The sequence below is a fragment of the Uliginosibacterium paludis genome (assembly GCF_039631355.1).
Taxonomy (GTDB): Bacteria; Pseudomonadota; Gammaproteobacteria; order Burkholderiales; family Rhodocyclaceae; genus Uliginosibacterium; species Uliginosibacterium paludis.
In genome coordinates this window covers 1-25,948 of record NZ_JBDIVF010000009.1, presented here as the reverse complement: position 1 = coordinate 25,948, position 25,948 = coordinate 1, and the positions used below count along the sequence as shown (strand labels likewise).

Annotated in this window: 19 protein-coding genes, 1 tRNA gene and 1 pseudogene; 8 read left to right on the top strand and 13 right to left on the bottom strand. The window is 62.3% G+C overall.

Translation table 11 applies throughout. From position 1 onward, the window contains the following. Positions 1 to 97 precede the first annotated feature (97 nt). Positions 98 to 847: a rhamnogalacturonan acetylesterase gene (locus ABDB87_RS16865; RefSeq protein WP_345929212.1), complete on the top strand. Its 750-nt coding sequence runs from the start codon at positions 98 to 100 to the stop codon at positions 845 to 847. 72 nt (positions 848 to 919) lie between these two features. Here ABDB87_RS16865 and gltX read toward each other — a convergent pair whose 3' ends face one another. Further along, the gene (gene gltX / locus ABDB87_RS16860; RefSeq protein WP_345929210.1) at positions 920 to 2,308 is read right to left on the bottom strand and encodes a glutamate--tRNA ligase; all 1,389 of its coding nucleotides are present in this window, start codon (positions 2,306 to 2,308) and stop codon (positions 920 to 922) included. Between the two features lie 124 nt (positions 2,309 to 2,432). Here gltX and ABDB87_RS16855 point away from each other — a divergent pair. Then, a tRNA-Val gene (locus ABDB87_RS16855) sits at positions 2,433 to 2,508 on the top strand. Positions 2,509 to 2,722: 214 nt separating this feature from the next. Here the strand turns inward: ABDB87_RS16855 and ABDB87_RS16850 are convergent. The 7 genes from ABDB87_RS16850 to ABDB87_RS16820 form a co-directional block, all read right to left on the bottom strand. After that, positions 2,723 to 3,397, bottom strand: a complete 675-nt coding sequence (locus ABDB87_RS16850; RefSeq protein ID WP_345929208.1) for a hypothetical protein — start codon at positions 3,395 to 3,397, stop codon at positions 2,723 to 2,725. A gap of 86 nt (positions 3,398 to 3,483) precedes the next feature. Beyond that, entirely contained in the window at positions 3,484 to 3,735 is a 252-nt protein-coding gene (locus tag ABDB87_RS16845) for a hypothetical protein (protein WP_345929206.1), read from the bottom strand. Further along, positions 3,732 to 3,911: a hypothetical protein gene (locus tag ABDB87_RS16840; RefSeq protein ID WP_345929204.1), complete on the bottom strand. Its 180-nt coding sequence runs from the start codon at positions 3,909 to 3,911 to the stop codon at positions 3,732 to 3,734. The genes ABDB87_RS16845 and ABDB87_RS16840 overlap by 4 nt, the downstream gene beginning before the upstream one ends. A 287-nt stretch (positions 3,912 to 4,198) precedes the next feature. Continuing rightward, positions 4,199 to 5,419, bottom strand: a complete 1,221-nt coding sequence (locus tag ABDB87_RS16835) for a PepSY-associated TM helix domain-containing protein (protein ID WP_345929202.1) — start codon at positions 5,417 to 5,419, stop codon at positions 4,199 to 4,201. A 1-nt stretch (position 5,420) separates the two neighbouring features. After that, positions 5,421 to 7,856, bottom strand: coding sequence for a TonB-dependent siderophore receptor (locus ABDB87_RS16830; RefSeq protein WP_345929200.1), 2,436 nt, complete (start codon positions 7,854 to 7,856; stop codon positions 5,421 to 5,423). Positions 7,857 to 7,940: 84 nt separating this feature from the next. Next, entirely contained in the window at positions 7,941 to 8,900 is a 960-nt protein-coding gene (locus tag ABDB87_RS16825) for a FecR domain-containing protein (protein WP_345929198.1), read from the bottom strand. Between the two features lie 8 nt (positions 8,901 to 8,908). Further along, positions 8,909 to 9,412 (bottom strand): sigma-70 family RNA polymerase sigma factor, encoded by a 504-nt coding sequence (locus ABDB87_RS16820; protein ID WP_345929196.1) that lies wholly within the window; start codon positions 9,410 to 9,412, stop codon positions 8,909 to 8,911. 384 nt (positions 9,413 to 9,796) lie between these two features. Here ABDB87_RS16820 and ABDB87_RS16815 point away from each other — a divergent pair, with 384 nt between their 5' ends. From ABDB87_RS16815 to ABDB87_RS16795, 5 genes are all read left to right on the top strand, one after another. Then, the gene (locus ABDB87_RS16815) at positions 9,797 to 11,677 is read left to right on the top strand and encodes a methyl-accepting chemotaxis protein (protein ID WP_345929194.1); all 1,881 of its coding nucleotides are present in this window, start codon (positions 9,797 to 9,799) and stop codon (positions 11,675 to 11,677) included. 511 nt (positions 11,678 to 12,188) lie between these two features. Then, complete coding sequence (locus ABDB87_RS16810; RefSeq protein ID WP_345929192.1) at positions 12,189 to 12,749, top strand: TetR/AcrR family transcriptional regulator; 561 nt, start codon at positions 12,189 to 12,191, stop codon at positions 12,747 to 12,749. Positions 12,750 to 12,817: 68 nt separating this feature from the next. Beyond that, positions 12,818 to 13,960 carry an efflux RND transporter periplasmic adaptor subunit gene (locus ABDB87_RS16805; protein WP_345929190.1) on the top strand — a complete coding sequence of 381 codons (1,143 nt, stop codon included), beginning with the start codon at positions 12,818 to 12,820 and terminating at the stop codon, positions 13,958 to 13,960. 24 nt (positions 13,961 to 13,984) lie between these two features. After that, a complete protein-coding gene (locus ABDB87_RS16800; protein ID WP_345929188.1) occupies positions 13,985 to 17,137 on the top strand; it encodes an efflux RND transporter permease subunit in 3,153 nt (1,050 codons plus the stop codon). Then, complete coding sequence (locus tag ABDB87_RS16795) at positions 17,134 to 18,555, top strand: efflux transporter outer membrane subunit (RefSeq protein WP_345929186.1); 1,422 nt, start codon at positions 17,134 to 17,136, stop codon at positions 18,553 to 18,555. The genes ABDB87_RS16800 and ABDB87_RS16795 overlap by 4 nt, the downstream gene beginning before the upstream one ends. A 176-nt stretch (positions 18,556 to 18,731) precedes the next feature. Here the strand turns inward: ABDB87_RS16795 and ABDB87_RS16790 are convergent, their stop codons facing one another. The 4 genes from ABDB87_RS16790 to ABDB87_RS16775 all read right to left on the bottom strand — a co-directional run bounded on the left by ABDB87_RS16790 (position 18,732) and on the right by ABDB87_RS16775 (position 22,360). Then, positions 18,732 to 19,727, bottom strand: a complete 996-nt coding sequence (locus ABDB87_RS16790; protein WP_345929184.1) for a cytochrome d ubiquinol oxidase subunit II — start codon at positions 19,725 to 19,727, stop codon at positions 18,732 to 18,734. Further along, entirely contained in the window at positions 19,724 to 21,052 is a 1,329-nt protein-coding gene (locus ABDB87_RS16785) for a cytochrome ubiquinol oxidase subunit I (RefSeq protein ID WP_345929182.1), read from the bottom strand. The genes ABDB87_RS16790 and ABDB87_RS16785 overlap by 4 nt, the downstream gene beginning before the upstream one ends. A gap of 29 nt (positions 21,053 to 21,081) precedes the next feature. Then, a complete protein-coding gene (locus ABDB87_RS16780) occupies positions 21,082 to 21,624 on the bottom strand; it encodes a GbsR/MarR family transcriptional regulator (protein ID WP_345929180.1) in 543 nt (180 codons plus the stop codon). 283 nt (positions 21,625 to 21,907) lie between these two features. Continuing rightward, positions 21,908 to 22,360, bottom strand: a complete 453-nt coding sequence (locus tag ABDB87_RS16775; protein WP_345929405.1) for a hypothetical protein — start codon at positions 22,358 to 22,360, stop codon at positions 21,908 to 21,910. A gap of 550 nt (positions 22,361 to 22,910) precedes the next feature. Here ABDB87_RS16775 and ABDB87_RS16770 point away from each other — a divergent pair. Further along, positions 22,911 to 25,640 (top strand): EAL domain-containing protein, encoded by a 2,730-nt coding sequence (locus tag ABDB87_RS16770; RefSeq protein ID WP_345929179.1) that lies wholly within the window; start codon positions 22,911 to 22,913, stop codon positions 25,638 to 25,640. 85 nt (positions 25,641 to 25,725) lie between these two features. Here the strand turns inward: ABDB87_RS16770 and ABDB87_RS16765 are convergent. Continuing rightward, a pseudogene (locus ABDB87_RS16765) lies at positions 25,726 to 25,948 on the bottom strand (hypothetical protein); the annotation flags it as partial.

The following is a 25,948-nucleotide window of genomic DNA, read 5'->3' as shown; positions in this document are numbered from 1 at the left end:
CGTAATTCGGCAATCCCGATCAGATACTCCGGACTGCTTCGGTCCTAAACTGCGAACGCCGGAATTGCCCGGCCTCTCCGCAAACAGGAACACTGACATGACACCGATTGCCCGCGCAGGCTCTGCACTGCTGTTCGTCCTGCTCGCAGGCTGCGCCGCCGTCTCCGGCAGCAAGCCCGCCGACGGCGGCGTTCGCATCACACTAGTGGGGGACTCCACTCAGACCGAGAAGCAGGGTTACGGCACCGGCTTTTGCGCCAACCTCACCGCCGCCGTGGATTGCGTCAATCGCGCAAAGGGCGGAGCCAGCACCAAGACCTACCGCCGCGAAGGACTCTGGGACGCGGCGCAATCCCCCAAGCCTGACTGGATGCTGATCCAGTTCGGCCACAACGATGTGCAGAGCAGCGCCCATCTCGAACGCCAGACCGACCTCGTCACCGAATATCCGGCCAACCTCAGACGCTTCGTCACCGAGGCACGCGCAGCCGGCATCAAGCCGATCCTCGTCACGCCCATCGCACGTCGGTACTTCCAGCCGGATGGCAGGATCGTCGACGACCTGCCAGGTCATGTCGAAGCCATGAAGAAGGTGGCCGCAGAAATGAACGTGCCACTGATCGACCTGCATACCCTGAGCCAGACCTACTTCGAAAAGCTCGGCGAAACCGCCGCGCACAAGCTGGGCGCCACCAAGGCCGGGCCGGATGGCTCGATCGTGCCGGACAAGACGCACTTCAATCTGGACGGCTCCTATGTGCTCGGCCGCATGGTGGCCGAAGCAATGGTGGCCAGCGTGCCGGAACTCGCGCCCTACCTCAGGAAAGAAGCCGCAGTCAGACCCTGAGCAATAGCGTCTGGACGCAAAAAAGGCCGCCGGGCAAAACGCCCGACGGCCTTATTCCTTCAAACGCCGGTCTCAGCCCAGTCTGACCAGCACACGCTCGCGGCCCAGCACCTCGAGCACGGCATCAATCGACGGCGTCTGCGTCACGCCCAGAAGCTTCACCCGCAGCGGAATGGCGACCTGGGGCATCTTGAGGCCCTTCTCGGTACAGGTTTCCTTGATCGCCGCGCTCAGCGCAGCCTTGTCCCAGGCGCAGACGGCCAGACGCGCCTTGAGGCTCTCCAGCGCTTCCAGCGCAGCAGGCGTTAGATGCTGGCCCGCCAGCTCTTCGGCAATCGCGGGCGACTGGTAATAGGGTTGCAACGCATCGGCCAGTTCCACAAGGGTATTCACCCGCTCGCGGTACAGCGCCACAACCGCGGCCGGTGCCGGGCCGCTCGCCAGATCCACGCCCCGCCCGCCGAGACGCTTCGCCGCGTCGGCCGCCAGCAGCGCCGGATCACGCTGCTTGATGTAATGAGCATTGAGCCACTTGAGCTTTTCGGTGTTGAACTGCGCCGCCGACGGCGTGATGTGATCCAGATCGAACCATTCGACGAACTGCTCCCGCGAAAAGACTTCATCGTCGCCGTGGCTCCAGCCCAGCCGGGCGAGATAATTGATCACGGCTTCCGGCAGATAGCCGTCTTCATCGTACTGCATCACGCTCACGGCACCATGGCGCTTCGAGAGCTTCGTGCCGTCATCGCCCAGAATCATCGAGAGGTGCGCGTACTGCGGCACCGGCGCACCCAGCGCCTTGAGGATGTTGATCTGACGCGGCGTATTGTTCACATGGTCGTCACCGCGGATCACCTGGGTGATGCCCATGTCCCAGTCATCCACGACCACGCAGAAGTTGTAGGTCGGCGTGCCGTCCGGACGAGCGATGATCAGGTCATCCATCTCGGCGTTGGCAATCTCGATATGCCCCTTGACCAGATCATCCCAGGCGACCACACCATCAGCCGGATTGCAGAAGCGCACGACCGGCTGCACGCCTGCCGGCGGCTCGGGCAGGACCTTGCCAGGCTCCGGACGCCAGCGACCGTCATAGCGCGGCTTCTCGCCGCGGGCGCGCTGTGCTTCACGGATCGCTTCGAGCTCTTCCGGGCTCATGTAGCAGTAGTAGGCCGTACCGGCTTCCAGCATCTGCTTGAGCACTTCCTTGTACCGATCCATGCGCTGCATCTGGTAGAACGGGCCTTCGTCGTGCGCCAGATCCAGCCAGGCCATACCGTCCAGAATCGCCTGAACGGCCTCGGGCGTGGAACGCGCCACGTCTGTGTCTTCGATCCGGAGCACGAAGCGACCACCGTGTCTGCGGGCAAAAGCCCACGAAAACAGTGCCGTACGCGCGCCACCGATATGCAGGAATCCCGTCGGACTGGGAGCGAAACGTGTGCGAACCGGAGTGCTCATTGAATGCTCTGCCATCTGAAAAACGAAAGATTGCATTTTAAGCCATCAAACCTTTGACGAACGCAAAATCTATCCCTATAATTCGGCCTCTCTTGTGACGGAGCGGTAACGCTTCCAGATCAACAGGCGGTTAGCTCAGTTGGTAGAGCACGTCCTTCACACGGACGGGGTCGCTGGTTCGAGTCCAGTATCGCCTACCAGAATTCAAGAAAAGCCTGCAGCGATGTTTGTGGCGAAAAGCATAAATTGGCCACCTGGCCACTAATTGCTTTATTTCACGTTTGGCCACATTTTGGTTTTACGGGCACATCGATGTACAGTAGAAGGCTTTGCCTAGCAAAGCCTCTGCAGGTTGGATGTAGAGCAAAAAGAAACGGGACCCTCGGGTCCCGTTTTTGTTTTGTTGCGGCCGGACTACTTCAAGTCATCGTCGTCAGCCACCGCCTTGGCAACCAGACTGAAGCTGTTGCGCACTGACTTCAGGTCGCTCGGCAGGCGCGGCCACATTTCGCGAGCGCTGATGCCGACATAGCCGGCCTCGAACCGCTCCTGAACAAGCTCGCTGATTTGCGCCTGCAGTCGCACCTCCCTGGACTCGCGTACCTGCGCCCGGTACCGTCGGAAGCGGTCTGCAATGGCTCGGGTCTCTACGGTCGCGTGCAAGTAAAGCCGGGTGTGGCTCACGCCAACGCGCTCGCACGCCTCGACTAGCGGAACAGGCGGCTCCACCTTCAGCAACTCGCGCAGCTGCGCACGAATGGCATCCCAATCCAGCACGCGAGAAGGAATCCCCTTCCGTGAAGAGCTCAGTAGTGGCATCGAGAGCTGCAATGGCTCACGCGGGGGCTCCCAGCCAGCCAGTGTTCCGGAATAGAGTTGCGCCATCCCGATGCCGCCATGAAGCGAAATCGCCAGCCAGGCAGGCAGCGTGGGCAGCCCGCCTTTGCGCACCCAGTACCAAACTCCGCTTTTCGAGAGCCCGAGCCTTTTGGCAAAAGAAGCAACATTGCCATCCGCCATGCGCTCGATAACCGTTTCAAGAAGCGTCACCACGTCTTCAGCCGCCACCCGGGGCGGCGTTGAAAGCATCTGTCCGAGCTGCCGGGCGACCCATATGGCCTCCGGCGTGGCCGGGACGGTACTGAATCGCACCTGATTTTATAAAGATGATGCTATCAGCTTTGTGCACTATTGCTGCCGTTCAAGCAGAAGTAAGTGGCCAGGTCTTTGTCCTTCGGGAAAAACTCCTGCTCCCCCAAAGGCAGGTCTTCGCTGAGCGGGATGCCATTCCGGCGCCAGGCATCGGCGTAGCGCAGCGAGACCGCACGACGATTCATGACGAGATGGAGTTCGCCCACCAGCACAGGCATCGCTGGCGTGCCGAGATACCAGAGGTAAAGCGTGGCGGGCACGGCTGGCGTATTCATGATTCGCGGTCTTCCTTTTTAGACCCGGCGACTGTCGTACGTGTCCTGCGAGCGCGCAGCTGGCTGGCTTGGCGCACGTCGGATTCGAGCGCCCGCACATCCTTGGCTGGCTCGGCCAGATCCCCCAATCCATCGGCCAAACCGAGCAGCCACAGGGCGGAGGCATAGACCCCCATGCAGAGGGGTCACCCTTCTACAGACGAATCCCCGTAGCGTGAAGCATCGACCAGGCCGACCATGCGCGCCCCGTCCCGACAGCACGGGGCCACTATGAGCTATACGGACCAGCCTTCTCATGTCTGTCGCCTTCAGGTCTCGACCCAAGACCGGAACGCTCCGACGCAGCCTCTTACGCCAGACTTCGGCACACGCGTCGACACGGACCGACACGTGAATCGAAGCCGTCCCGATGACCAGGCAAAACCCTGACGCGTGAGGCTCGCCGCGGCACGGCCCGCTTGCGTTACGCCTTCGCTGCGCGCTGAAGTGCTGCCTGAACACGACCTCGCCGCTTGCGCGCCCAGATCCACGCCCCGGTCACGCAAAGCATTGCAAGCGCCAGGCCGAAGAGGCTCATGAAGGCCTGGAAGGGGCGGCCCCACATGGCCGTCAGGTGCAGCGCGGTAATCCAGGTGTTGAAGGTGTTACCCGCCGCAGCCCCCGTCGGATACCAAAGTGGTGACACGCTGCCATCTCGCGCATCGATGTGCAGCGAGGTGATGCCCCAGCGCTGTGCCACATCACGATCACTGCGCACGTAGTAGCTGTAGCGCGCATAACGCGGGTCATAGATCAGCATGTATTCGAAATCGATGCGCAGGCCCTCACGTTTGGCGGCCTCGTTCATCCGCGCGCGGGCCAGCGTCAGCCCCTGCTGCCAGTCAAGCGGCGGGCGCAGCACCGGGCGCGCGAGCTGCTCGCGCGAAGGCTCAGGCTGATGCGCGAGGATCCGCTTCATCACGCCGTCATAAGCGGGGCGGAGATTGAAGGCCACGCTGCTCCAGGCGATCACGAACAGCATCGCCCACAGCCACAGCGCGCCCGCGCGATGCAGATCGAAGCTCAGCTTGTACGCACCACCCCGCCAGCGCAGCCACCAGGACCGCCGCCAGCGCGCCAGCCAGGACTTGCCCTGGCTGCTTGCGCGTGCGGCCGGGAAGGTCAGCCAGATTGCCGCGATGCAGTCGATGCTCCATAGCAAGGCAATCACGCCCAGCAGCACGGTGCCGGTCCTGCCCATGGCCAGCGCATCGTGCAGCTCGAAGACGAAGGGCATCAGGTTGACCAGTCCCTGGCCCAGATCGCCATACTTCCGCGTGCCGAGGATGCGCCCGCCATAGGGATCCACGAAGACCTGGTCGACAGCCAACTCGGGCGTTTTTCCCGTGCGCGGATCAGGTAGCGCATAGAGCCGGAACATCACCGACTTGCCAGGCTCGATCTGCAGTGGCACGCGTGGCACAAATGTCGCCGGATACCGCCTTGCCACCTGCTCGCGCAGCACGAGCGGATCGAGCGGGCGCGCCTCCGGCGTCGGAGGCTCGGCAAGAAACAGCTGCGGGCTGAGAAGCGCCTCCAGCTCGTCGTTCCAGGCCAGCAGACTGCCGGTCAGCCCCGAGACGAGCAGGAAGACCGCCAGCACGAGGCCGACGTAGCGATGCCACCAGACGAGGATACGCCGCATCTCAGAAGTCCAGCTGCATCGACAGCTTCACCGTCCGCGGCGCGCCCTGCTGCAGGTAGCTGTAGGTCGGGATGGTGATCCAGTAAGCCTTGTTGGCAAGGTTGTCGACATTGAGCCGGAATACGGTCGGATAACCCTGCAGCTCGGTTTCGTAGCGCGCGCCGGCGTCAAACAGGGTGACCGCACCGACCGACCAGTTGTTGGCCGCATCGATCGGACGCTTGCCGATATAGCGGGCACCGGCCGTCAGGGTCAGCGGCAGCCCGCTCACCCGGTACTCGGCATACTGGCTCAACTGGGTACGCGCCACGCCCTGGATATGCTTGCCGTCAAGCGCGCTGCTGCTGGTTTTCTGGGCCTTGGCATCCAGCCACATGGCGGTGCTGCCGAGCAGCCACTGGCGTCCGAGGCGGGTCTTGAGGCCAAGTTCCACGCCCTGGTAATGCGCCTCTCCATCCTGAGAATAAACGTTGGTCGAACTGGTCATGGTGAGCCCGCGTTGCAGGCGGAAGACCGAAGCATTGGCCGTCCAGTCGCGTCCTTCGGCCTTGAGACCGAGTTCGTGCTGGGTGCTCTTGAGCGGATCGAAGACCTGCCCCGCGTTCGCTGCCGTGGTGGGAGCGGTGCCGCCCTCTTCCAGCGCTTCGACATAGCTGGCATAGGTGCTCAGCCACGCGAGCGGCCGATACACCGCAGCCACACTGGGCGTGAGTGCAGCGCGGTCATAGCCGGTATAGCGATCTTCCAGGCGGCCATGGCGGGCGCCGAGGATGAAATCGACGGCATCACCGGCATGCAGGGTGTCGGACGCGAAGAGCTCACGCCGGAAGACCTTGTCATACTCGGTGCGCGCGTCGTGATAGGACACATGGCTTGAATAGGGATTGCCGGGGTCAGCCGGATTCGAGAGCGAGCCGCCCGCCAGAAGGCTCGATTGCGTGGGCGAATTGAAGCTCGTTGTCGAGGTCATGCTGTAGCCGGCCACCAGCTCATGGCGCAAGAGGCCAGTAGCGAATCTGCCCTGGACGCTGGCCTGGGTCTGATTGCTTTCGAAGCGGTTGGCATAGTTCCAGATCCGCATCGAATAGTTTCCCTGGGCGTCGGTGAAGATCGCCGGTGCGTTGAACTCGCGGCCGTTGATCGCCCTGCGGTAGGCCAGTTCCGCGCGCCAGTCCGGATTCAGCTGCCAGCCCAGATCCGTCCCCCAGCCCTGATGAACCGAGCCGTAGCGTGTGAAGGACGGGGCGAGGCGTCGGCTGCCATCAATGGGCGACAAGGGGGACGCCGCGGTGTAGTTGTTCGCTACGCCATTGGCATTGGGCACCAGCGCCCAGTAGCCACCGTAGCGGGCATGTTGGGCGACCAGCATGTCGGCCCGCCAGGTGAGATCCTGACGGATCCGCCAATCCGCCGCAAGCGAGGCCGACTCCCGCTTCGATCGCCCACCCTTGATATAGGTGTCACCCTCCTCGCGCACCGCGGCGACGCGGTAGCCGAGTTGCCGTTCCGCTCCGAAGCGTCCGCCGAAATCGCCCTGCACACCGAGCAGGCCGCTATCCATCACCTGCGTGCCGATCCGTCTGAGGGTCTCTTCGGTCGGGCGCTTGAGCACGTAGTTCACGACGCCCCCTGGCGCACCGAAGCCATACTGGAAGGCCGACGCGCCCTTGAGGATCTCGACCCGGTCGAAATTCTCCAGCGGCAGGTCGGCTGCCCGCGAGCGGGTGGCCATGCCATCGATGCGCTGCCCTGTGTAGAAATCCGGCGCGATGCCACGCACCGCGAAGGCATTGTTCTCACCGGTGAGGTTGCTTCCCGAGAGCGCGATGCTGGCATCGCCCTTGGTCGCCTCCGCGAGCGACTGTGCCTGCTTGTTGTCGATCAGGTCGCGTGAAAACACCTCGAGGCTGTAGGGCGTGTCCTTGAGCGCCTTCTCGCCCAGCGCCCCCAGCCTGGCAGAGCTGCTGCTGTAGGCGCGTGCCTCGCCCCCCTCGCCAAGATTCGTCGCCACGACTGTGACCGCTTTCAGCACGGGCTCAGCCCCGCCGCCTGCGCCAGCTTCCTCCTGCTTGCGAAGGTTGATGCTTCCGTCATTGCGCGAAAAGGCGACCAGTCCGCTTCCCTTGAGGAGGATCGCCAGGGCGGTGCTCGGCATGAAGTCGCCTTCCAGCGCAGCGCTTTCCCGGCCGGCCGTCAGTGCCGGATCAAAGGACAGGTTCAGGCCGGCATCGAGGGCCAGCCTCGCCAGACTGCTGCCGAGCGAGCCGGCCGGAATCCTGAAATGCTGAACGCGCTCGTCACGCGTGGCGGCGGACTGCGCCCAGGCGCTCTGAACGGCTCCGCCGCCGAGCAAGGCGCTCAACATCACGCTCAGGGCGCGACGGGCAAAGGGTGAGGAGGACGAAAAGGATGAGGACGAAACGCGGGTGACGGGCATGGGATGATTTCCTTGGTGAACATGACGCTTTCATCCCCTTGCCAATCGAGCACGAAAAAAGTGTCAGGCCGATCGAACTTTTTTTCAGGCCGTGGCGCTTGCGTGCCAGCTCACCCACAGTCCGGCAGCGCGCTGCGTGATCTCGACGGGATGGGTGTCCATCAGCATTCCGAAGGCGCGCTCGGTGGCCGCCACCGAACCCACCGGAAAAGTGCCGGACACACGCAGCGCGGCAATACGCTCATCGCATTCGATCAGCCCGGGCCGGTAGCGTGCCAGCTCTGCGGCAAGCGTATCCAGACGCATCTGGTCCGCAAACAGCAAACCGCGCGTCCAGGCCAACGCCACCGCCAGATCGGCAGGTGCGCGCGCTGCGAGCCCGCTGCCGAAGCGCAATCCCTCGCCCGCCCCAACGTGCGTGCCCGGCTCGGCACGCAGATCCAGCAGGCCCTCCGCCACCACCAGCTGACTATGCCCGGGCCACACGCGCACCGCGAAACGCGCCCGCTGGGTCTCCAGCACGCCGTGCGGCGTCTCGAGACGAATCGCGCGGGAAGCCCGCGCGGCGTCTACCCAGACCTCACCGGCATGCAATCGTAGTTCGTATCCGGAGGGGCGCAGATCGGTGTCCAGCGCAGTGGCGGTATTGAGCAGAAGCTGAGTTCCCTCCTCAAGCGGCAGTGAGCGTTGCTCCCCGCTTGCGGTTCGCTGATCGGCCTGCAGGCTGCGCCGCAGATCACTGCGCCAGGCCTGCCAGGCCAGCGGCATCACAGCAACACCGAGCACCAGCTTGCCGATCCTGCTCAGTGCCGCCCGACGCGAGCGGGCGGCAGCCTCCAGGCCCGGCAAGGCGATCGCTCCGGGAATCCGGTGCAGTTTCTGCAGCACCCGTTCAGCGCGCGCCCAGGCCTCGGCGTGCAGCGCGCTGCGTTCGTGCCACTGCTGCCAGGCCAGCTGCTCGGTCGGGGCAAGCGGGCCTTCCGCCATCCGGACCAGCCAGTCGGCCGCCTCCTCCTCGATCGTCTGCGGGAAGGACTCACGCATCGCGGCGCTCACGGCTGCACGCGCAGGCAACGCAGAAAGGCCTCGCGCATGTAGCGCTTGACAGTACTGAGGGAGATCCCGAGCGCATCGGCGATCTCGTCATACTTCATTTCCTCGAGCTGTGACATCAGGAAGGTCTGACGAACCAGGGCGGGCAGATCGGCCAGCATGTCATCGATTTCGCAGAGAGTCTCGAAAAGCATGTAACGCTCTTCGGCGGACGGCTGTACCGGCTCCGGCAATTGCGCCAGCGCCTCCAGACAGGCGCGTTCCAGATCCCGGCGCCGGTACCAGTTGACCAGCAAGCCCTTGGCGAGCGTGGTCAGGTAGGCGCGCGGCTCATGAAGCACGTCCGGCATCCGCCCGCCCAGCAGACGCGTGAAGGTGTCCTGCGCGAAATCGGCGGCCAGCTGCGAACAGCCCAGCTTGCGATGCAACCAGCCCTGCAGCCAGGTGTGGTGCTGCTGGTAGAGACCTTCTACGGTCCGGGTGACAGGACTCACGAGCTGCATGTCCTTTTGGAGGCTCAGGGGAGGGCCGGAAAGACCAAACGAGAATGATTGTCATTCTACAATTTTTGCAGATAATTGCACCCACTCCGTCGCGCGCCTGCGGAATATTCACGCTCGCGCCGAAAGGCGCTTCGTGGCCTCGGCCAGCGCCTTCAGGTACCCGGCGGACAACGCGCATTCGCCGCACGTGCCGGCCGAGCCCTCAGGGTATGTGCCCGGTCTCAGCGCGATCGCATGCTCGATGGCGGATAGACAGCCCGCGTCACCCGCGCCCAACCCGATGCCATGGGCGTACCGAACCCGAAATCGGCATGACATTACTTAAAGTAGGGGATTCCCTAGCCGTTATATGCAGGAGGCATTCACCTTTCAAGCGGCCCGACCATGACTCTCCGATCCCGTCTCATCCTGTTCGTTGCGGCCCTGGTGGCCGTCATCATCTTCATCGTCACGCTGCTGGCGTATTTCCGCATGGAGACGGAGATCCGCGATGGCGTCGAGCGGGAAATCCAGTCGGCAGTCAATGGCAGCGGCGAAGCACTGAGTCGCTGGGCCGGGCAGCGCAGCGACGCGGTGACCGCGGCGGCCAGTCGCATCAACGGGCAGAGCGAGCCCTATCTGGTGTTGCAGGTCGCCAGGGAAGGCGGGCGTTTCGACCAGACCTTCGCCGGGTTTGCCGACAAGCGCATGATGTATTTCAACCCGGAAAAGAAGCCGCCTGAAGGCTACGACCCGACTTCGCGTGCCTGGTACAAGAAGGCCAGCGAGGAAAAAGCCACCATCCTCACCGCGCCCTACATCTTCTCCTCTACCAAAAAGCTGGGCGTGACCTTCGCGGCGCCGGTGATGGAGAATGGCGTCATGACCGGTGCGGTCGGCGGTGACATCGCGCTGGAGGACATTGTCAAGCTGACCCAGGACATTCGCCTCAACGGCGATGGCTACGCCTTCCTGGTGACCCGCGAGGGCAAGATCGTGGCCCACCCGGCAAGCGAATCCACGCTCAAGCCGGTCGAAGAAGTCGTTCCCGGCCTCGCCGCTGCGGATCTTGGGCGCATCGCGCAAGCCCGGCAACTCGAGGAGCGCCGCATCGGCGACAAGGATGCGCTGGTAAGCGTGACCCCGGTTGCGGGAACGGACTGGCTGCTGGGCACCGTCATTGATCGTGACCGGATCTTTTCGCCACTGCGCAAGATGCTGGCGATGCTGGTCGTGGCAGGTGTGGTGCTTGGCGCTCTGGCCATCGTCGTGGCCAATGTGGCCCTGACGCGGCTCCTTGGCGGGCTGACCCGCCTGCGCGACGCGCTCACCGAAATCGCCTCCGGTGGCGGCGACCTGACGCGCTCGCTGCAGATTGACGGGCGTGACGAAATCGGCCTCACCGCCGAAGCCTTCAACCGTTTCACCGCCAGCCTGCGCGAAATGTTCCTGGCCGTGCGCCAGCAGTCCGTCCAGATGAACGACGAGGTACGTACCCTGGAGCAGGCCACCCGTACGCTGTCAGCCGACTCCCTGAAACAGGCCGATCTGTCCAGCTCCACCGCGGCCACCATCGAGGAAATCACCGTCAGCATCAACCACATTGCCGACAACGCCCAGTCTGCCGAGGCAACCGCGATCGAAACCGGGCGCGTGTCGCAGGACTCAGCCAGTGCAGTCAATGAACTGGCCTCCGGCATCGATCGCATCTCGGGTGCGGTCGAACAGCTCTCGGCGACACTCGGCCGCCTGGGGCAAAGCTCCGGCCAGATCACCAGCATCGTCGGCGTCATCAAGGAAATCGCCGAGCAGACGAATCTGCTTGCGCTGAATGCCGCGATCGAAGCCGCCCGTGCCGGGGAGCAAGGGCGCGGCTTTGCCGTGGTGGCTGATGAAGTCCGCAAGCTCGCCGAGCGCACGGCACGTGCCACGGTTGAAATCGGCGAGCTGATCCATTCGAATCACGATGAAATCGCCTCGGCACTCGCCGACATGGACAGCACGCGCCATCTCGTAACGGAAGGTGTCACCACCTCCCATCAGGTCGCCATGCACATGTCCGGCATCAATGCACGGATGAATGAGGTGGTGCGCGGCATTCGCGACATTGCCGAATCGACCCGCGAGCAATCGGCGGCCACCACCGAAATGGCGCGTGCTGCCGAGCAGGTCAACCGGATGACGACAGAAACCGATGCGGCGGTTCAGTCTGCCGCCAGCACCAGCGCACAACTGCATCAGCTCTCGCAGCGCCTGCAAGGACTGGTGGCCCAGTTCAGGCTGTAAGCCTCCCCGGCCGCGAACCGGTATGCACGCGGCCAACCCGCCGGTTCGGCCCCGGCCTCTCACTCGGAGCCGGGAATGCGGTCCGTATTCACCGGTCCCGAGGCTCCGGCCTGTTTCAGGCAGTGCGCATGGCCGTACAAGCCCCCTCCGTTTTGCCGACGCTCCGATCCCCGAGTCGGGAAGGCTATCGGCAGAAACGCTGGGGAACCAGGAGAGCTCGGCACCTACCCCGCGACTGTCTGCAGCACTTCGTTTCAACCTCGCTTCTATCGTTCCCTGCGCTTCGGAAACGAGGAAGCACGCAGAGCCCTGCGGCCGCTGCCGCGTCCATCCGGAGGAAGCGAACACATCGGCGCTCAAGGCATGAGGGATCATGCTGCGGCGTCGTCAGCCGCACGGCCCTTTGTTCCTTCACCTTGATGGCTCACACGAAGCCGCTCAAGGATGAAGGTGAGCTTGACAGCTCACGCCGGCAGGCTCTACATTAAACAATCCGTACGGAAGGATTGTTATGTCCGAAGCCCATCGCCGAAAGAAGCAGCCCGATCAGGTTCGCAGTCAGTTGCTGAGCGTGACCCTGGCCTTGATCGTCAGTGACGGCTATGAGTCCGTGACCCTCGACAAGGTTGCAAAGCTGGCAGGTGTCACGAAAGGCGGCCTGCAATACCACTTTGCCAGCAAGCAGGCGCTGCTGCAGGGCGTATGCGACCACCTGCGGGAGGTCTTCGAACCTGTTTTCTACCAGGCCCTTGAAGAAGAGCCTGCCGGCCCGAAACGCCACACACGCGCCTACATCCGCGCCTGCTTCGCCGAGGTCGCCCCGCTGTGCTCGAAGGCCATGCTGATCCTTACGCTGGCACTCCCGGATTTCGCACGGCTGCAGCGCGAATGGACGCTCGAGCTGATCGCGCAGGACACCGCGCATGCGCCTGAGCTTGCCCAGATGCTGCTGCTGTGCCGCTTCGCTGCGGATGGCCTGTGGGCAGCAGAAGCTTCTGGTGTGATCGAGTTCGATCACGACACCCGAACCGCCCTGCTCGACCGGCTTCTTGCCCTGACCGATTCCCTCTGAGTCTTTCCTGCACTGGCTTCAACTTGCACAACCGCTGTTCAAATCACTTTTTGCGAGACCCCTCCCCCATGCTTCCCCCGTTCAAGACAACATCGGCGTTTCTGCTCTGCGCCCTGATCACACTCTCGCTGAGCGCCTGCACATCCGGCGAGCAGGCCACCGCCCAGGCGCAAGCCACGCAACAACTGCCGGTGGTCAACATCGAAACCATTACGCCCCGGAAAGTCATGCTCGACACCGAGCTGGCCGGCCGTACGACCGCGCACACGATTGCCGAAGTTCGTCCGCAGGTCAGCGGCATCATCCAGAAGCGCCTCTTCGAAGAAGGCAGCGAAGTGAAGGCGGGTCAGGCGCTCTACCAGATCGACCCGGCGACCTATCGTGCGAGTTTCGAGAGTGCCGAAGCGAATGCTGTCGCGCTGCGGCTCAAGGCCCAGCGCTACAAGGAACTCGCGGCTGACGACGCCGTGGGTCGTCAGGACTATGACGATGTCGTGGCTTCGCTGAAGCAGGCCGAAGCCGCGCTGCAGACCGCACGCATCAATCTGGACTACACCCATGTGCAGGCCCCGGTTGCCGGCCGCATCGGCAGATCCTCGGTCACCGTCGGCGCGCTGGTCACCGCGGATCAGAGCACGGCACTGACCACCGTGCAGCAGCTCGATCCGATCTATGTGGACGTCACGCGTTCCAGCCGCGAGCTGCTTGATTTGCAGGAGCAGCTTGCCAACGGCGTCATCAAGGCAGCGGGCGACAATGCGGCGCGGGTGAAGCTCACGCTTGAAGACGGACGCGAGTATCCGCTCGAAGGCAAGCTGCAGTTCTCTGACTTGTCGGTCGACCCAAACACCGGCTCGGTCACGCTGCGCGCGATCTTCCCGAATCCGAAGCACCGCCTGCTGCCGGGCATGTTCGTGAAGGCGACCCTGGTGGAAGGCGTGAGCGAACAGGCCATCCTCGTCCAGCAGAACTACGTGGTGCACAACGCCAGCGGCAAGGCGGTCGTCATGGTGCTGGGCAAGGATGACAAGGTCGAAGAGCGTGAGGTTCAGACCAGCCGCTCGGTCGGCAACATGTGGCTCATCAGCAGTGGCCTCGCGGCGGGTGACCGCCTCATCACCGGCGGCCTGCAGTACGTGCAGCCCGGCGCAGCGGTGCAGATCGCGCCGGCTGCCGAAGCCTCTGCCCCGGCCGCTGCGCCGGCCAAGTAATCCGACCACCAGGAATTTCCGTCCATGTCACGCTTCTTCATTGACCGGCCGATCTTCGCCTGGGTGATTGCCATCATCATCATGATGGCCGGTGCCCTCGCGATCTTCCAGCTGCCGATCTCGCAGTATCCCAACGTCGCGCCGCCTCAGGTCAGCATCTCGGCGAGCTATCCCGGCGCGTCCGCCACCACCATCGAAAACACCGTCACACAGGTGATCGAACAGAGCCTGAAGGGTATCGATGGCCTGGTCTACATGTCCTCCACGAGTGACTCGCAAGGCTCGACCTCGATCACGCTGACCTTCGAAGCCGGAACGAATCCGGACGTCGCACAGGTCCAGGTGCAGAACAAGCTGCAACTCGCCACGCCCAAGCTGCCCAGCGTGGTGCAGACGCAGGGCATCACCGTGGCCAAGGCCAACGCGAACTTCCTGATGGTGCTGGGCTTTGTCTCCGACGACAACAGCATGAGCGACACGGACCTGTCGGACTACGTATCGGCGAACCTGCTGGATTCGATCAGCCGGGTCAAAGGCGTGGGCAGCGTGCAGCTCTTCGGTGCCCAGCACGCCATGCGCATCTGGCTGGATCCGCACCGGCTCAAGACCTACAAGCTCGACCCCAAGGACGTCAGCACGGCCATCAGCGCGCAGAACGCCGAAGTTTCGGCAGGCCAGATCGGCGGCACGCCTTCGGTGAAGGATCAGAAGCTCAACGTCACGATCACCGCTCAGTCGCTGCTGAAAACGCCCGAAGAATTCGGCAACATCCTGTTGAAGACCCGGACCGACGGCTCGACGGTTTTCCTCAAGGATGTGGCCCGCATCGAGATCGGCGCGGAAGACTATGGTTACCTCTCGCGATTCAACTCGAAGGCGGCTACCGGTCTGGCGGTCAATCTGAGCAGCGGCGCCAACGCGCTGGAAACCGCACGCCTGGTCACGAGCCGCGTGAATGAGCTCTCCCGCTACTTCCCGGCGAAGATGTCTGTCGTCAATCCGTTTGACACCACGCCAGTGGTCCGGAACTCCATTCACGAAGTGATCAAGACACTGGGCGAAGCGATCCTGCTGGTATTCCTGGTGATGTATCTCTTCCTGCAGAACTTCCGCGCCACGCTGATCCCGACGATCGCCGTGCCGGTCGTGCTGCTGGGCACTTTCGGCATCCTCTACGCATTCGGTTACTCGATCAACACGCTGACCATGTTCGGCGTAGTGCTGGCCATCGGCCTGCTCGTCGATGACGCCATCGTCGTGGTGGAGAACGTCGAGCGCGTGATGAGCGAGGAAGGTCTCTCGCCGAAGGAAGCCACCCGCAAGTCGATGAACCAGATCACCGGCGCGCTGATCGGCATCGGTCTGGTGCTCTCTGCCGTCTTCATTCCGATGGCATTTTTCAGCGGTTCCACCGGCGTGATCTACCGCCAGTTCTCGATCACCATCGTCTCGTCGATGGCGCTCTCGGTCGTCGTGGCCCTGAGCCTCACGCCTGCGCTGTGTGCCACCCTGCTCAAGCCGGTGGCCAAGGGCGAAGTCCATCACCAGAGCGGCTTCTTCGGCTGGTTCAACCGGGCCTTCGACCGCAGCGCCGACCGCTATCAGGGCGCCGTCGCCCGCATCCTGCGCCGCAAGGGCGCATCAAGCGCGGTCTATCTTGGCATCGTGCTGATCATGGGCTTTATCTTCGTGAGGATGCCGACCTCGTTCCTGCCCGATGAAGACCAGGGCGTGCTGTTCGTCTCGGCGATGCTGCCGCCGGGCGCCACCCAGGCCAGCACGCTGGAAGTGATCAAGAAGGTGGAGCAACACTTCCTGGAAGACGAGAAGGACACGGTTGACTCGGTCTTCGCCGTCACCGGTTTCAGCTTCGCCGGCAATGGCCAGAACACCGCGATGGTCTTCGTCCAGCTGAAAGACTGGAGCCAGCGTCAGCGTGCGGAACAGAAGGTCGCCGCCGTGACCGGCCGCGCGATGGCAGCCTTCGGCCAGATCAACGAAGCGATGGTCTTTGCCTTCGCGCCGCCGGCCATCATGGATCTCGGCAATGCTTCCGGCTTCGACATGCAGTTGCAGGATCAGGGCGGTCTCGGCCACGAGAAACTGATGGAAGCGCGCAACATGCTGCTTGGCATGGCGGCGCAAAGTCCGCTGCTCGCGGGCGTCCGTCCGAACGGCATGGACGACACGCAGCAATATCACCTGCAGGTCGACAAGCGCCAGGCCGGCGCGCTGGGGCTGGATCTCTCGTCCATCAACAGCGCGCTGTCGACCGCCTGGGGCGGCAGCTACGTCAATGACTTCCTCGACAACGGCCGCACCAAGAAGGTCTATGTTCAGGGCGATGCACCTTTCCGCATGCAACCCAGGGATATCGACCGCTGGCATGTGAAAAACGAAAACGGCGACATGGTCCCCTTCTCCGCCTTCACCAAGGCGTCCTGGACTTACTCCTCGCCGCGTCTCGAGCGCTACAACGGTGTTTCGTCGATGAACATCCAGGGCGCGCCGCAACCGGGCGTGAGTTCCGGTGCGGCGATGGCCGAGATGGAAAAGCTCGTCGCCCGGTTACCGGCCGGCATCGGCTATTCCTGGACCGGCCAGTCCTACCAGGAACGCATGGCCGGCGCCCAGGCGCCCATGCTGTACGCGCTCTCGGTGCTGGTGGTGTTCCTGTGTCTGGCGGCGCTGTATGAAAGCTGGTCCGTGCCTTTCTCGGTGATCCTCGTCGTGCCGCTTGGCGTGCTCGGCGTGGTGCTCGCCACAACGCTGCGCGGGCTCTCCAATGACATCTACTTCCAGGTGGGCCTGCTCGCCACGGTGGGGCTGGCAACCAAGAACGCGATCCTGATCGTTGAATTCGCCAAGTCACTGCAGGAACAGGGTCACAGCCTGATTGATGCTACCGTCATGGCTGTACGCCAGCGCCTGCGCCCGATCCTGATGACCTCGCTGGCCTTCGGCCTGGGCGTGTTGCCCCTGGCCCTTGCCAACGGTGCGGGCTCTGGCGCCCAGAACGCCATCGGCACCGGTGTGCTCGGCGGGATGTTCGCCTCCACCGTGCTCGGGATCTTCCTGATTCCGGTGTTCTTCGTCGTCATCCGCGGTGTGTTCCCCGGCCGCTCGGACAGCTCCGAAGCCACTCGCGCCAGCACGGCACAGAAAGTTGAAGAATGAAGCAAGCTCTCCTCCCGGTTGCCGTGGCAACCCTCTTTCTGTCAGCGTGCGGCACGCTGCTGACCCCGAAATACGAGCGGCCTGAAGCGCCCATTCCCACGACCTTGCCGGCGCAGACCACAGACGGCGGGAGCAACAGCGCGCCCCCCTCTGATGCCATCGACATGGGCTGGAGGCACTTCGTGCGCGATGAGCGCGCACGCAAGCTGGTCGAACTCGCGCTCGCCAATAATCGCGATCTCCGCATTGCTGCACTGAACATCGAAAAAGCCCGGGCGGCTTACGGCATCAGCCGCGCAGACATGTTCCCGAGCGTGAGTGCCACGGGTGGCGCCAATCACGCCAAGGCCTCGCGGGATGTGCTGGGCACCGACGGCAACCGGATCAGCCACACCTACACGGCCACGCTCGGTTTTTCGAGTTATGAGCTGGACTTCTTCGGAAGGCTGCAGAATCAGGCTGATGCCTCACGCGAAGCCTGGCTGCAACTGGTGGAAACGCGAGACGCCTCGCAGGTCAGTCTGATCGCCCAGGTCCTCAGCGGCTACCTCACGCTGGCTGCCGACCAGGAGCGCCTGAAGATTGCCGAAGACACCTTCGCGAGCCTGCAGGACAGCTTGCGGCTCACACTCCGGCGTCATGAGCTCCGGATCGCCTCGCAACTCGACGTGAGCTCCGCGCAGGCGAGCCTCGACAGCGCACGAGCCGATATCGCCAACTACCGGACCACCGTCACGCAGGACGAAAATGCGCTCGCGCTCCTGATCGGCACCCCGCTGCCCGCTGAGCTCCGGCCACCTCTGGGCCTGTTCGAAGCGGCTGGAATCCTGGAAGACGTGCCGGTCGGCTTGCGTTCCGACATCCTGCTGCGCCGCCCCGACCTGCGTGCCGACGAACACGCGCTGAGGTCTGCCAACGCCAGCATCGGCGCCGCGCGTGCGGCCTTCTTCCCGAGCATCACGCTGACAGCCAACGCCGGCACCGCCAGCACCGAGCTCGGGCGCCTGTTCAACGCAGGCAACGGCACCTGGGTGTTCGCGCCGCAGATCAACCTGCCGATCTTCACTGCCGGCAGGCTGCGCGCCTCGCTCGACCAGGCCAAGGTCAGCCAGCAGATCGAGGTCGCCACCTACGAGCGGGACGTTCAGACGGCCTTCCGTGAAGTGGCTGACGCACTGGCCCAGCGCAGCGCCGTCAATGAAGTGCTGAACGCCCAGCAGAGCCAGCTCGAGGCCTATGACAAGAGTTACAAACTCGCCCAGCTGCGCTACAGGAACGGTCTGGACAGCTCGCTCTCGATGCTCGTGTACCAACGTTCGCTCTATGCCGCACAGCTCTCACTGGTGAGCGCAAAACTGTCGAGCCAGACCAATCTGGTCACGCTCTACAAGGTGCTGGGAGGCGGCGTAAAAGAGTAGGCGAGCAGCGAAGTTCCCCGGCCAGCGCCGGATCGCGGCAGCCCCCCGCCGCATCCGGCGCCCGATCGGCGGCGCGCCTCGCCTCCCCCTTTTCGCACGCACCGCGAACACCTGTTGTGCAGACGCATGGCACCTTTGTGAGCCGAAACTGATCGGGAAGCTGGGGACGTACGCCGCTAGCCGTAGGTCAACAGCGTGCTCTTGCCACGGAAGACCCAGTAGGAAAACGCGGTGTAGAGCAGGATCAGTGGCACGGTCACCACGGTGCCGAAAAAGATCACGGTCAGTGCTGGCGTTGACGCAGCGGCCTGCCAGAGCGTCATGCGATCCATGATGACAAAGGGATAGAGGCTGTAGGCCAACCCGAAGAACCCCATCAACAGGATCACGATGGCCAGCACGAAAGGCAGCCACGAGAACTCCTCGCGCACGCCGGGGCGTTGCAGCACCCAGGCAAGACCGGCCAGCGCCAGCACGCTGATCAGCGGAATCGGCAGCAGGGCGAGGAAAACCGGCATCGCGAACCACTTGTCACGCACCGTATCGCTCACCAGCGGCGTGGCCAGCGAGATCAGCAGCAGGCCGAGTGCGACCGGCAGGAGGCTGTTGCGCGCCCAGCAGCGGGCTTTCTCCTGCAGCGTGCCTTCACTCTTCATCAGCAGCCAGCAGCCCCCCATCATCACATAGGCGGTCGGAAGGGTAAGCGCAATCAGCAAGGCGAAGGCATGCGCGCCGGCGCCGGCGGCAAAGCCGGTGACGTAGCGGCCGAGCATCCAGCCCTGTGCGAGCGTGGCAAGCAGCGAGCCGACAAAGAAGATCCGGTTCCACAGGCGCTTGTGGTGGTCTCGCGCCTTGACCCGGAAATCGAAGGCCACCCCGCGCAGGATCAGCCCGATCAGCATGGCCGCGACCGGCAGGTAGAGTGCTCCCAGAATCTGCCCGTGAGCCTGCGGGAAGGCAATCAGCAGCACGCCGACCCCCAGCACCAGCCAGGTTTCGTTGGCATCCCAGAAAGGGCCGATGGAGGCAATCATGCGGTCTTTTTCGGCATCCTCGGCAAGCGGCAGCAGCAGGCCGATGCCCAGATCCAGACCGTCGAGCAGCACATACATCAGCATCGCCACGCCGAGGATGACGAAGAAGTAGACCGGCAGGAATTGATCGAAGCTCATGCGTGGGCTCCTTGAGCGCTGACCGGCTTGCCGGCCATGTAGAACAGGACGCTGACATACGCCACGATCAGCAGCAGGTAGGTGACGAGGTAGGCGATCAGTGAAATCGCGATCGAGGACGCGGGCGCCGGACCCACCAGATCCCGCGTGAGCAGCTCACCGAAGACCAGATAGGGCTGGCGACCGATCTCGGTGACATACCAGCCGGCGACGGTGGCGCCCCAACCGGAGAAGGTCATGCCCACCAGCCCCCACAGCAGCGGGCGCGGCAGAGCATCAGGTGCACGACGACGCAGCGCCCACACGCCGGTCCAGCTTGCGACAAGCATCAGCACACCGATGCCCACCATGATCCGGAAGGCCCAGAACAGGGGAGCCACCGGCGGATGCTTGCCCTCGAACTCGTTCAGGCCACGGATCTCGCCGTCTGCATCGTGTTTCAGGATCAGGCTCGCGCCCTTGGGTACGCCAATCTCGAAGCGGTTGCTGCGCGTCTTCTCGTCAGGCAGGGCGAACAGCAGCAAGGGCGCGCCACGCTCGGTCTCCCATACGCCCTCGACCGCCGCGATCTTCTGCGGCTGGTGTTGCAGCGTGTTGAGGCCGTGCATGTCGCCAACGAAGATCTGGATCGGGATCAGAATCGCGCCCGCAATCAGACCGGTTCGCAAGGCGACGCCAGTGGCCGGTGATTCCCGCTTCTTCAGGATCTGCCAGGCAGACAGGCCCGCCATCAGGAAAGACACCGTCAGGCCCGATGCCAAAAGCATATGGGCGAAGCGGTAAGGAAAGGACGGGTTGAAAATCACCGCCAGCCAGCTCGCCACATGGTACTGACCGCCCTCCACATAGAAGCCGGCCGGCGTCTGCATCCAGGAATTCAGGGCCAGGATCCAGAAGGCCGAGGAGGTGGTACCGAGTGCGACCATCGCGGTGGCAAACAGATGCACCCGCTCGGAGACCTTGCCGTGGCCGAACAGCATCACGCCAAGGAAGGTGGCCTCCAGAAAGAAGGCAGTGAGTACTTCATAGCCCAGCAAGGGGCCGGCGATGTTGCCCACCCGCTCCATGAAGCCGGGCCAGTTGGTGCCGAACTGGAAGCTCATGGTGATGCCCGAGACCACGCCCATCGCGAAAGACAGCGCGAAGACCTTGGTCCACAGCCGGTAGGCCTCCAGCCAGGCCTGGTTGCGCGTGGCCATCCAGCGCCAGCGGAAGAACAGCAAGGCCCAGCACAAGGCAATCGTGAGGGTGGGAAACAGGATGTGAAAAGTGATGTTGGCGGCAAACTGGATGCGCGCCAGCATGAAGGGATCAACAGCTTCCATGGTGCTACTCCGGGGGGTAAGGCTGAAACTCAGCGCTTTGCGCGCTTGAACTTGTCGGTGAAGTCGAGCAGCTTGTGCACGGTGGCGCCCATGCCCATCAGCTTGCTGAGGGTGGCGCTGTCGAGGCGCTGGATGTCGTCGAACCAGTTGGTCAGCTGCTCGATCAGCGCATGCATGTCGCGCATGCGGGCCTGAGCATGCAGGTCTTCCTCGTTGCCGGCCTCTTCCATCAAGGCGCTGCGCAGCATCGACAGTGTCGGCTCGATCTCGCGCCGCCGGCGCTCTTCGGCCAGCGTGCGGAACACCTCCCAAGCGTCTCCGGGCGCTTCGAAGTATTCGCGCCGGTCTCCACTGAAATGGCGCAGGCGAACGAGCTTCCAGGCCTGAAGCTCTTTCAGGCCCATGCTCACATTCGAGCGTGAGAACTCCAGGGTTTCAGCGATTTCATCGGCGTTCAGCGCGCGCGGCGACACATAGATCAGCGCGTAGATCTGGCCGACAGTGCGGTTGATTCCCCAGCGGGAACCCATCTCGCCGAAGTGGGAAACGAAGGCGCGGACAAGGGGCGTCACGGGCATGCTCTCTGTTGTATTTTGATCTGGATCAATCCTATCACTATTTTCAGTAATTTCTGAAAATTGAGAAACAGAACACCGATCACGCCCCGAGATTGTCCATTCCACCGCGGGCCGCACAGCTTGCGCGCCGACCCGCAAGCAGCCGGAAACATCAGGGACCACACCACGACGCGCACGCGGCCTCCCCCGCGTGAACCAGGCTGTTCTGAACGCCCTGACGCCTGAGCCTCGGAAATCAGGGGACTCCGGAAGCCCCCAAAAGAATCCTCGTGCCCCCTCAGCGAGGATTCAAGTGCCTCCCAGCCCCCAGCAAAACCAGGCCCGGCGCGAAGCTGAAAGAGTGAATCAAGTCCGCCTGAGGGTTGTTCATATGCTCGACAACCACACCGATGCAGGCAGCCACCAGACTTTGAGCGACGCCAACCGGATTGAGCCCGCGACGCAACTCGCCCCGTTCATAAGCGAGATTCAGCATGACGATCAAACGCTCCAGACCACGCAGTAAAAGCTGCTGCAGATGAGCGCTGAGTTCCTCGGGCAGTTCAGGGGTGCCACGATAGCGAACGGCAATCTCCGTTCTGCGCCGCTGCCTGGGGTTCATGAGGCTGTCATGCATTTTCTGCCACAGCACTTCATGGAGCAGGCCCAGCGGATCCTCGGTCAGAGGCGCTGCATCGGGAGATGCTCCGATGTCAAAGGGCCAGACCATGTCCTCGAATACAGCCTTCACCAAAGACTCTTTGTCAGGGAAATGCCAGTAGATGGCGCCGCGGGTAGAGGCATCTCCTCGACCGATGTATCGGCCAGTTCCCAAGCAGAAGCCTTGGCACCGCATGAGTCGCCAGACTGGGCAGCCCGCCACTTCGATACCTTCCCGGTTCAACTGTCGCCAAAACTCGTCGCCCCCGATAGACGCGCAGATTGACTCCCCGGACGATTTCAATCTCGGTCTCATTGATGCGAAGAGTTGTGCAGAGTCCCCCGATGCGTGCCCTACGCGGTGGATTGACCTTGCTTTTGCGTGCCATAGGGGCATGTCATCGGCCATTTACTAAGGTCTTTCTCAAGAAGTCCGATTAAAAGCGAAGACTGCCGGTCGCATCATCTGCAATCGCGAGATCCAGATGGTCACAAGACGTCGGAGACCGGACTGCCCGCAACGGCAAACAACCTGGCCTTAGCCGCCAGTGTGCAGCCTTGCGTCGTCCAACCGGGCTGTGCCGTGAAACGGTACAGCGCCATCCAAGATAGCCGGGCGCTTCAGCAAACCGGCTCTTCAGATGACAGACATGCCCGGTGCTGGCGTAACACTTGACCTCATGTTGTCGGAGGTGGGCATGTCGTTGTTACTGGGCATATTGCCGACACTCTTCCCGCTGATCAGCCTCTTTGGCTGCTATGTTGTAGTCGTCTCCTTTGGCTATCCGGCCAACACGTTTGCACGTCAGGCTCTTTTGGGCGTCCTGTTTTCAGCTGCGATGTGTCTGATCCTGGCCAGACCTTTTACGGTTTCGGCAGGAGTCATTCTGGATTCAAGAGGAGCGGTTCTTGCCACCGCCGTGCTGTTCGGCGGCCCATGGGTCGGGATTGTCACAACCATCACCGGCATGTTGTATCGGCTCTATTTGGGCGGGGCCGGCGCGTGGGCCGGAGTATGGGGACTCGCACTCAATGCCGGCGGGCTTCTGCTGTACTTTCATTTCCACAAGAAACCGCTACAGGAAAGCCCGCAGGCATTTTTCCGACAGCTTGCAACTCTCGGGGCATGGAGTGGCTTATGCGAAGCGTTGTCGCTGTTTCTTGTTACCCCTTACGCCTACGGTCTGCAGCTTGCCCTGAGCACGGGCTGGATACTGGCATTATTCCAGTTGGCCAGCATGCTGGCGCTAGGCAGCCTGATGTACCTGCATCAGCAGAATTCCAGACTCCTGCTCGAATTGAATCGCTCCGAAGCGGAGCGACTCTGGGTCACCGATCACGCCGCAGAAGTCATTGCCGTCTTTGGTGAGAGCAATGAGCCATTGTATGTTTCTACCTCGGCACGCCATGCGCTTGGCGATGCAGTCGACACCCCGGACTTGCGCCAGCGCATTGATCCGCAGGGATTGCAATTGCTCGATCTGGAACTCGCACGCCTGCGTGCGGGGCTGGTCGAACACAGCCAGTTCAGTCTGATTGTCGCCGATAGACATGGCTATGCGCATCCGGTAGAAGCCAGTCTGTCACGCTTGAATGGGGCGGATTTGCGGATCATGCTGATGCTGCGCGATCAATCCGCCATCCGCCAGGCAGCGCAGGCACTGGAAGCGAGCGAGCGCAAATTTCGCGGAATCTTTGATCAGGCAGCCGTGGGGATTGCCCTGATATCTCCTGACGGTCGCTGGCTGCAAGTGAATCAGCGCCTATGTGAAATCGTGGGTTACAGCGAGGCCGAGCTGCTGCATAAAAGCTTTCAGGACATCACCCATCCGGAAGACCTTGGCAAAGACCTGAAAATGGTTGCGCAGTTGCTGGCTGGTGAAATATCGACCTACACACTGGAAAAACGCTATTTCCGAAAAACCGGCGAATCCACTTGGATCGAACTCACGGTTGCACTGGTACGTGACCATGCCCAGCAGCCCAGCTTTTTCATCAGCGTGGTTAACGATATCAATCAGCGAAAAAAAGCAGAAGCTCAGATCATGAATCTGGCTTACTACGACACGCTGACAGAACTTCCAAACCGGCGCCTGCTGCAAGAGCGTTTGCAGCACGCACGGGTGAGCAGCGCACGTAACCAGGAATGGTGCGCCATTTTTTTCCTCGACCTGGATCACTTCAAAACCCTGAACGACACACAGGGACACGATGCAGGCGATCAGCTGCTGATTCAGGTATCCCGCCGTCTGACCGCCGGCCTGCGTGCCGCAGATACCGTGGCCCGGCTGGGTGGCGATGAATTTGTCATTCTGCTCGAAAACCTCGGAACCTCTGAAAACCAGGCGGCCAAAGCAGCTGAAGCTCTGGCTGAGAAAATCCGCGATGCGATCAGCCAGCCCTTTGCACTATGCGAGAAAGCTGAACCGCACCACACATCGTCCAGTATCGGCATCAGCCTTTTTCAAGGCGAAAAACTTGCCGTAGACGAAATCCTAAAACATGCGGACATGGCGCTTTATAAGGCCAAAGAAGGTGGTCGCAACACTATCCGATTTTTTGATATCGCCGTTCAATATGCCATAGAGATCAATGCTCGACTGCAAGTCGCCTTGCACGGCGGGATTGCCCGCAACGAATTCCGGTTATTCTGCCAGGCCCAGGTGGGCAGAGACAAAGAAGTCACCGGAGGCGAAATCCTGTTGCGTTGGCGGCACGCCAATGGAGACTGGATTTCCCCGGCTCAATTTATTCCACTCGCTGAAGAAACTGGATCCATTCATGAAATCGGACATTGGGTATTACTGAAAACCTGCGAAACACTGGTTGAATGGTCGAACGATCCAAAACTTTCCCCCCTCACGCTGTCGGTCAATGTGAGCGCACGGCAGTTCATAAAGCCGGACTTCAGCCAGCGCCTGCTTCAGATGCTGGTCATCACCGGCGTCAATCCGGCACGTCTCAAACTGGAACTGACGGAAAGCATTTTTGCGATCAAAGACCCGAACATCGTCAGTCACATGCAATCGCTATGCGCACAAGGGATCGTGTTCGCACTGGATGATTTTGGTACAGGCTATTCGTCGCTCTCTTACCTTAAGTGCCTTCCGTTCCAGCAATTGAAAATCGACCAGAGTTTTGTGCAAGGCGTTCCGGAGGATTCAGATAGCTGTGCCATCGTGCAAGCCATCCTGTCGATGGGTCATTCGCTCGGGATGGAGGTCATTGCCGAAGGGGTAGAAACTGAAGCCCAGCATCAGTTCCTGTTGATGCATGGCTGCAAAGCGTTTCAGGGCTTTCACTTCGCCCGGCCACAGGCGCTACCCGATTTCTGCGCCATGCGGCATGACCAACTGTCACACCCCTGTTGAATCCTTCCAGACAATTTTCGCGTTATCCCGGCTTTGTTGCACAAATTGAAGCAAGGCCGCCCCCTCCCCCTGACCCCAGACGGATTTATGCCACGCGCACGGTTTGAGGCGTGCCAACCCGGGTGAAACGGTTGAGCAATGCAGCGCGAATTTGCAGCTCCGCAACCTGCCGATCAAAGTCACGGTTCATCACGCGCTCGCCGAGCAACTTGAAACAGCGCATCTTGGTTACCCGAGTTCGACACTTCACCTCCAAAAACCGCCTTTCTTGACCTCTCGGCAACGTAGCCGTGCGGGTTTGCGGGGTG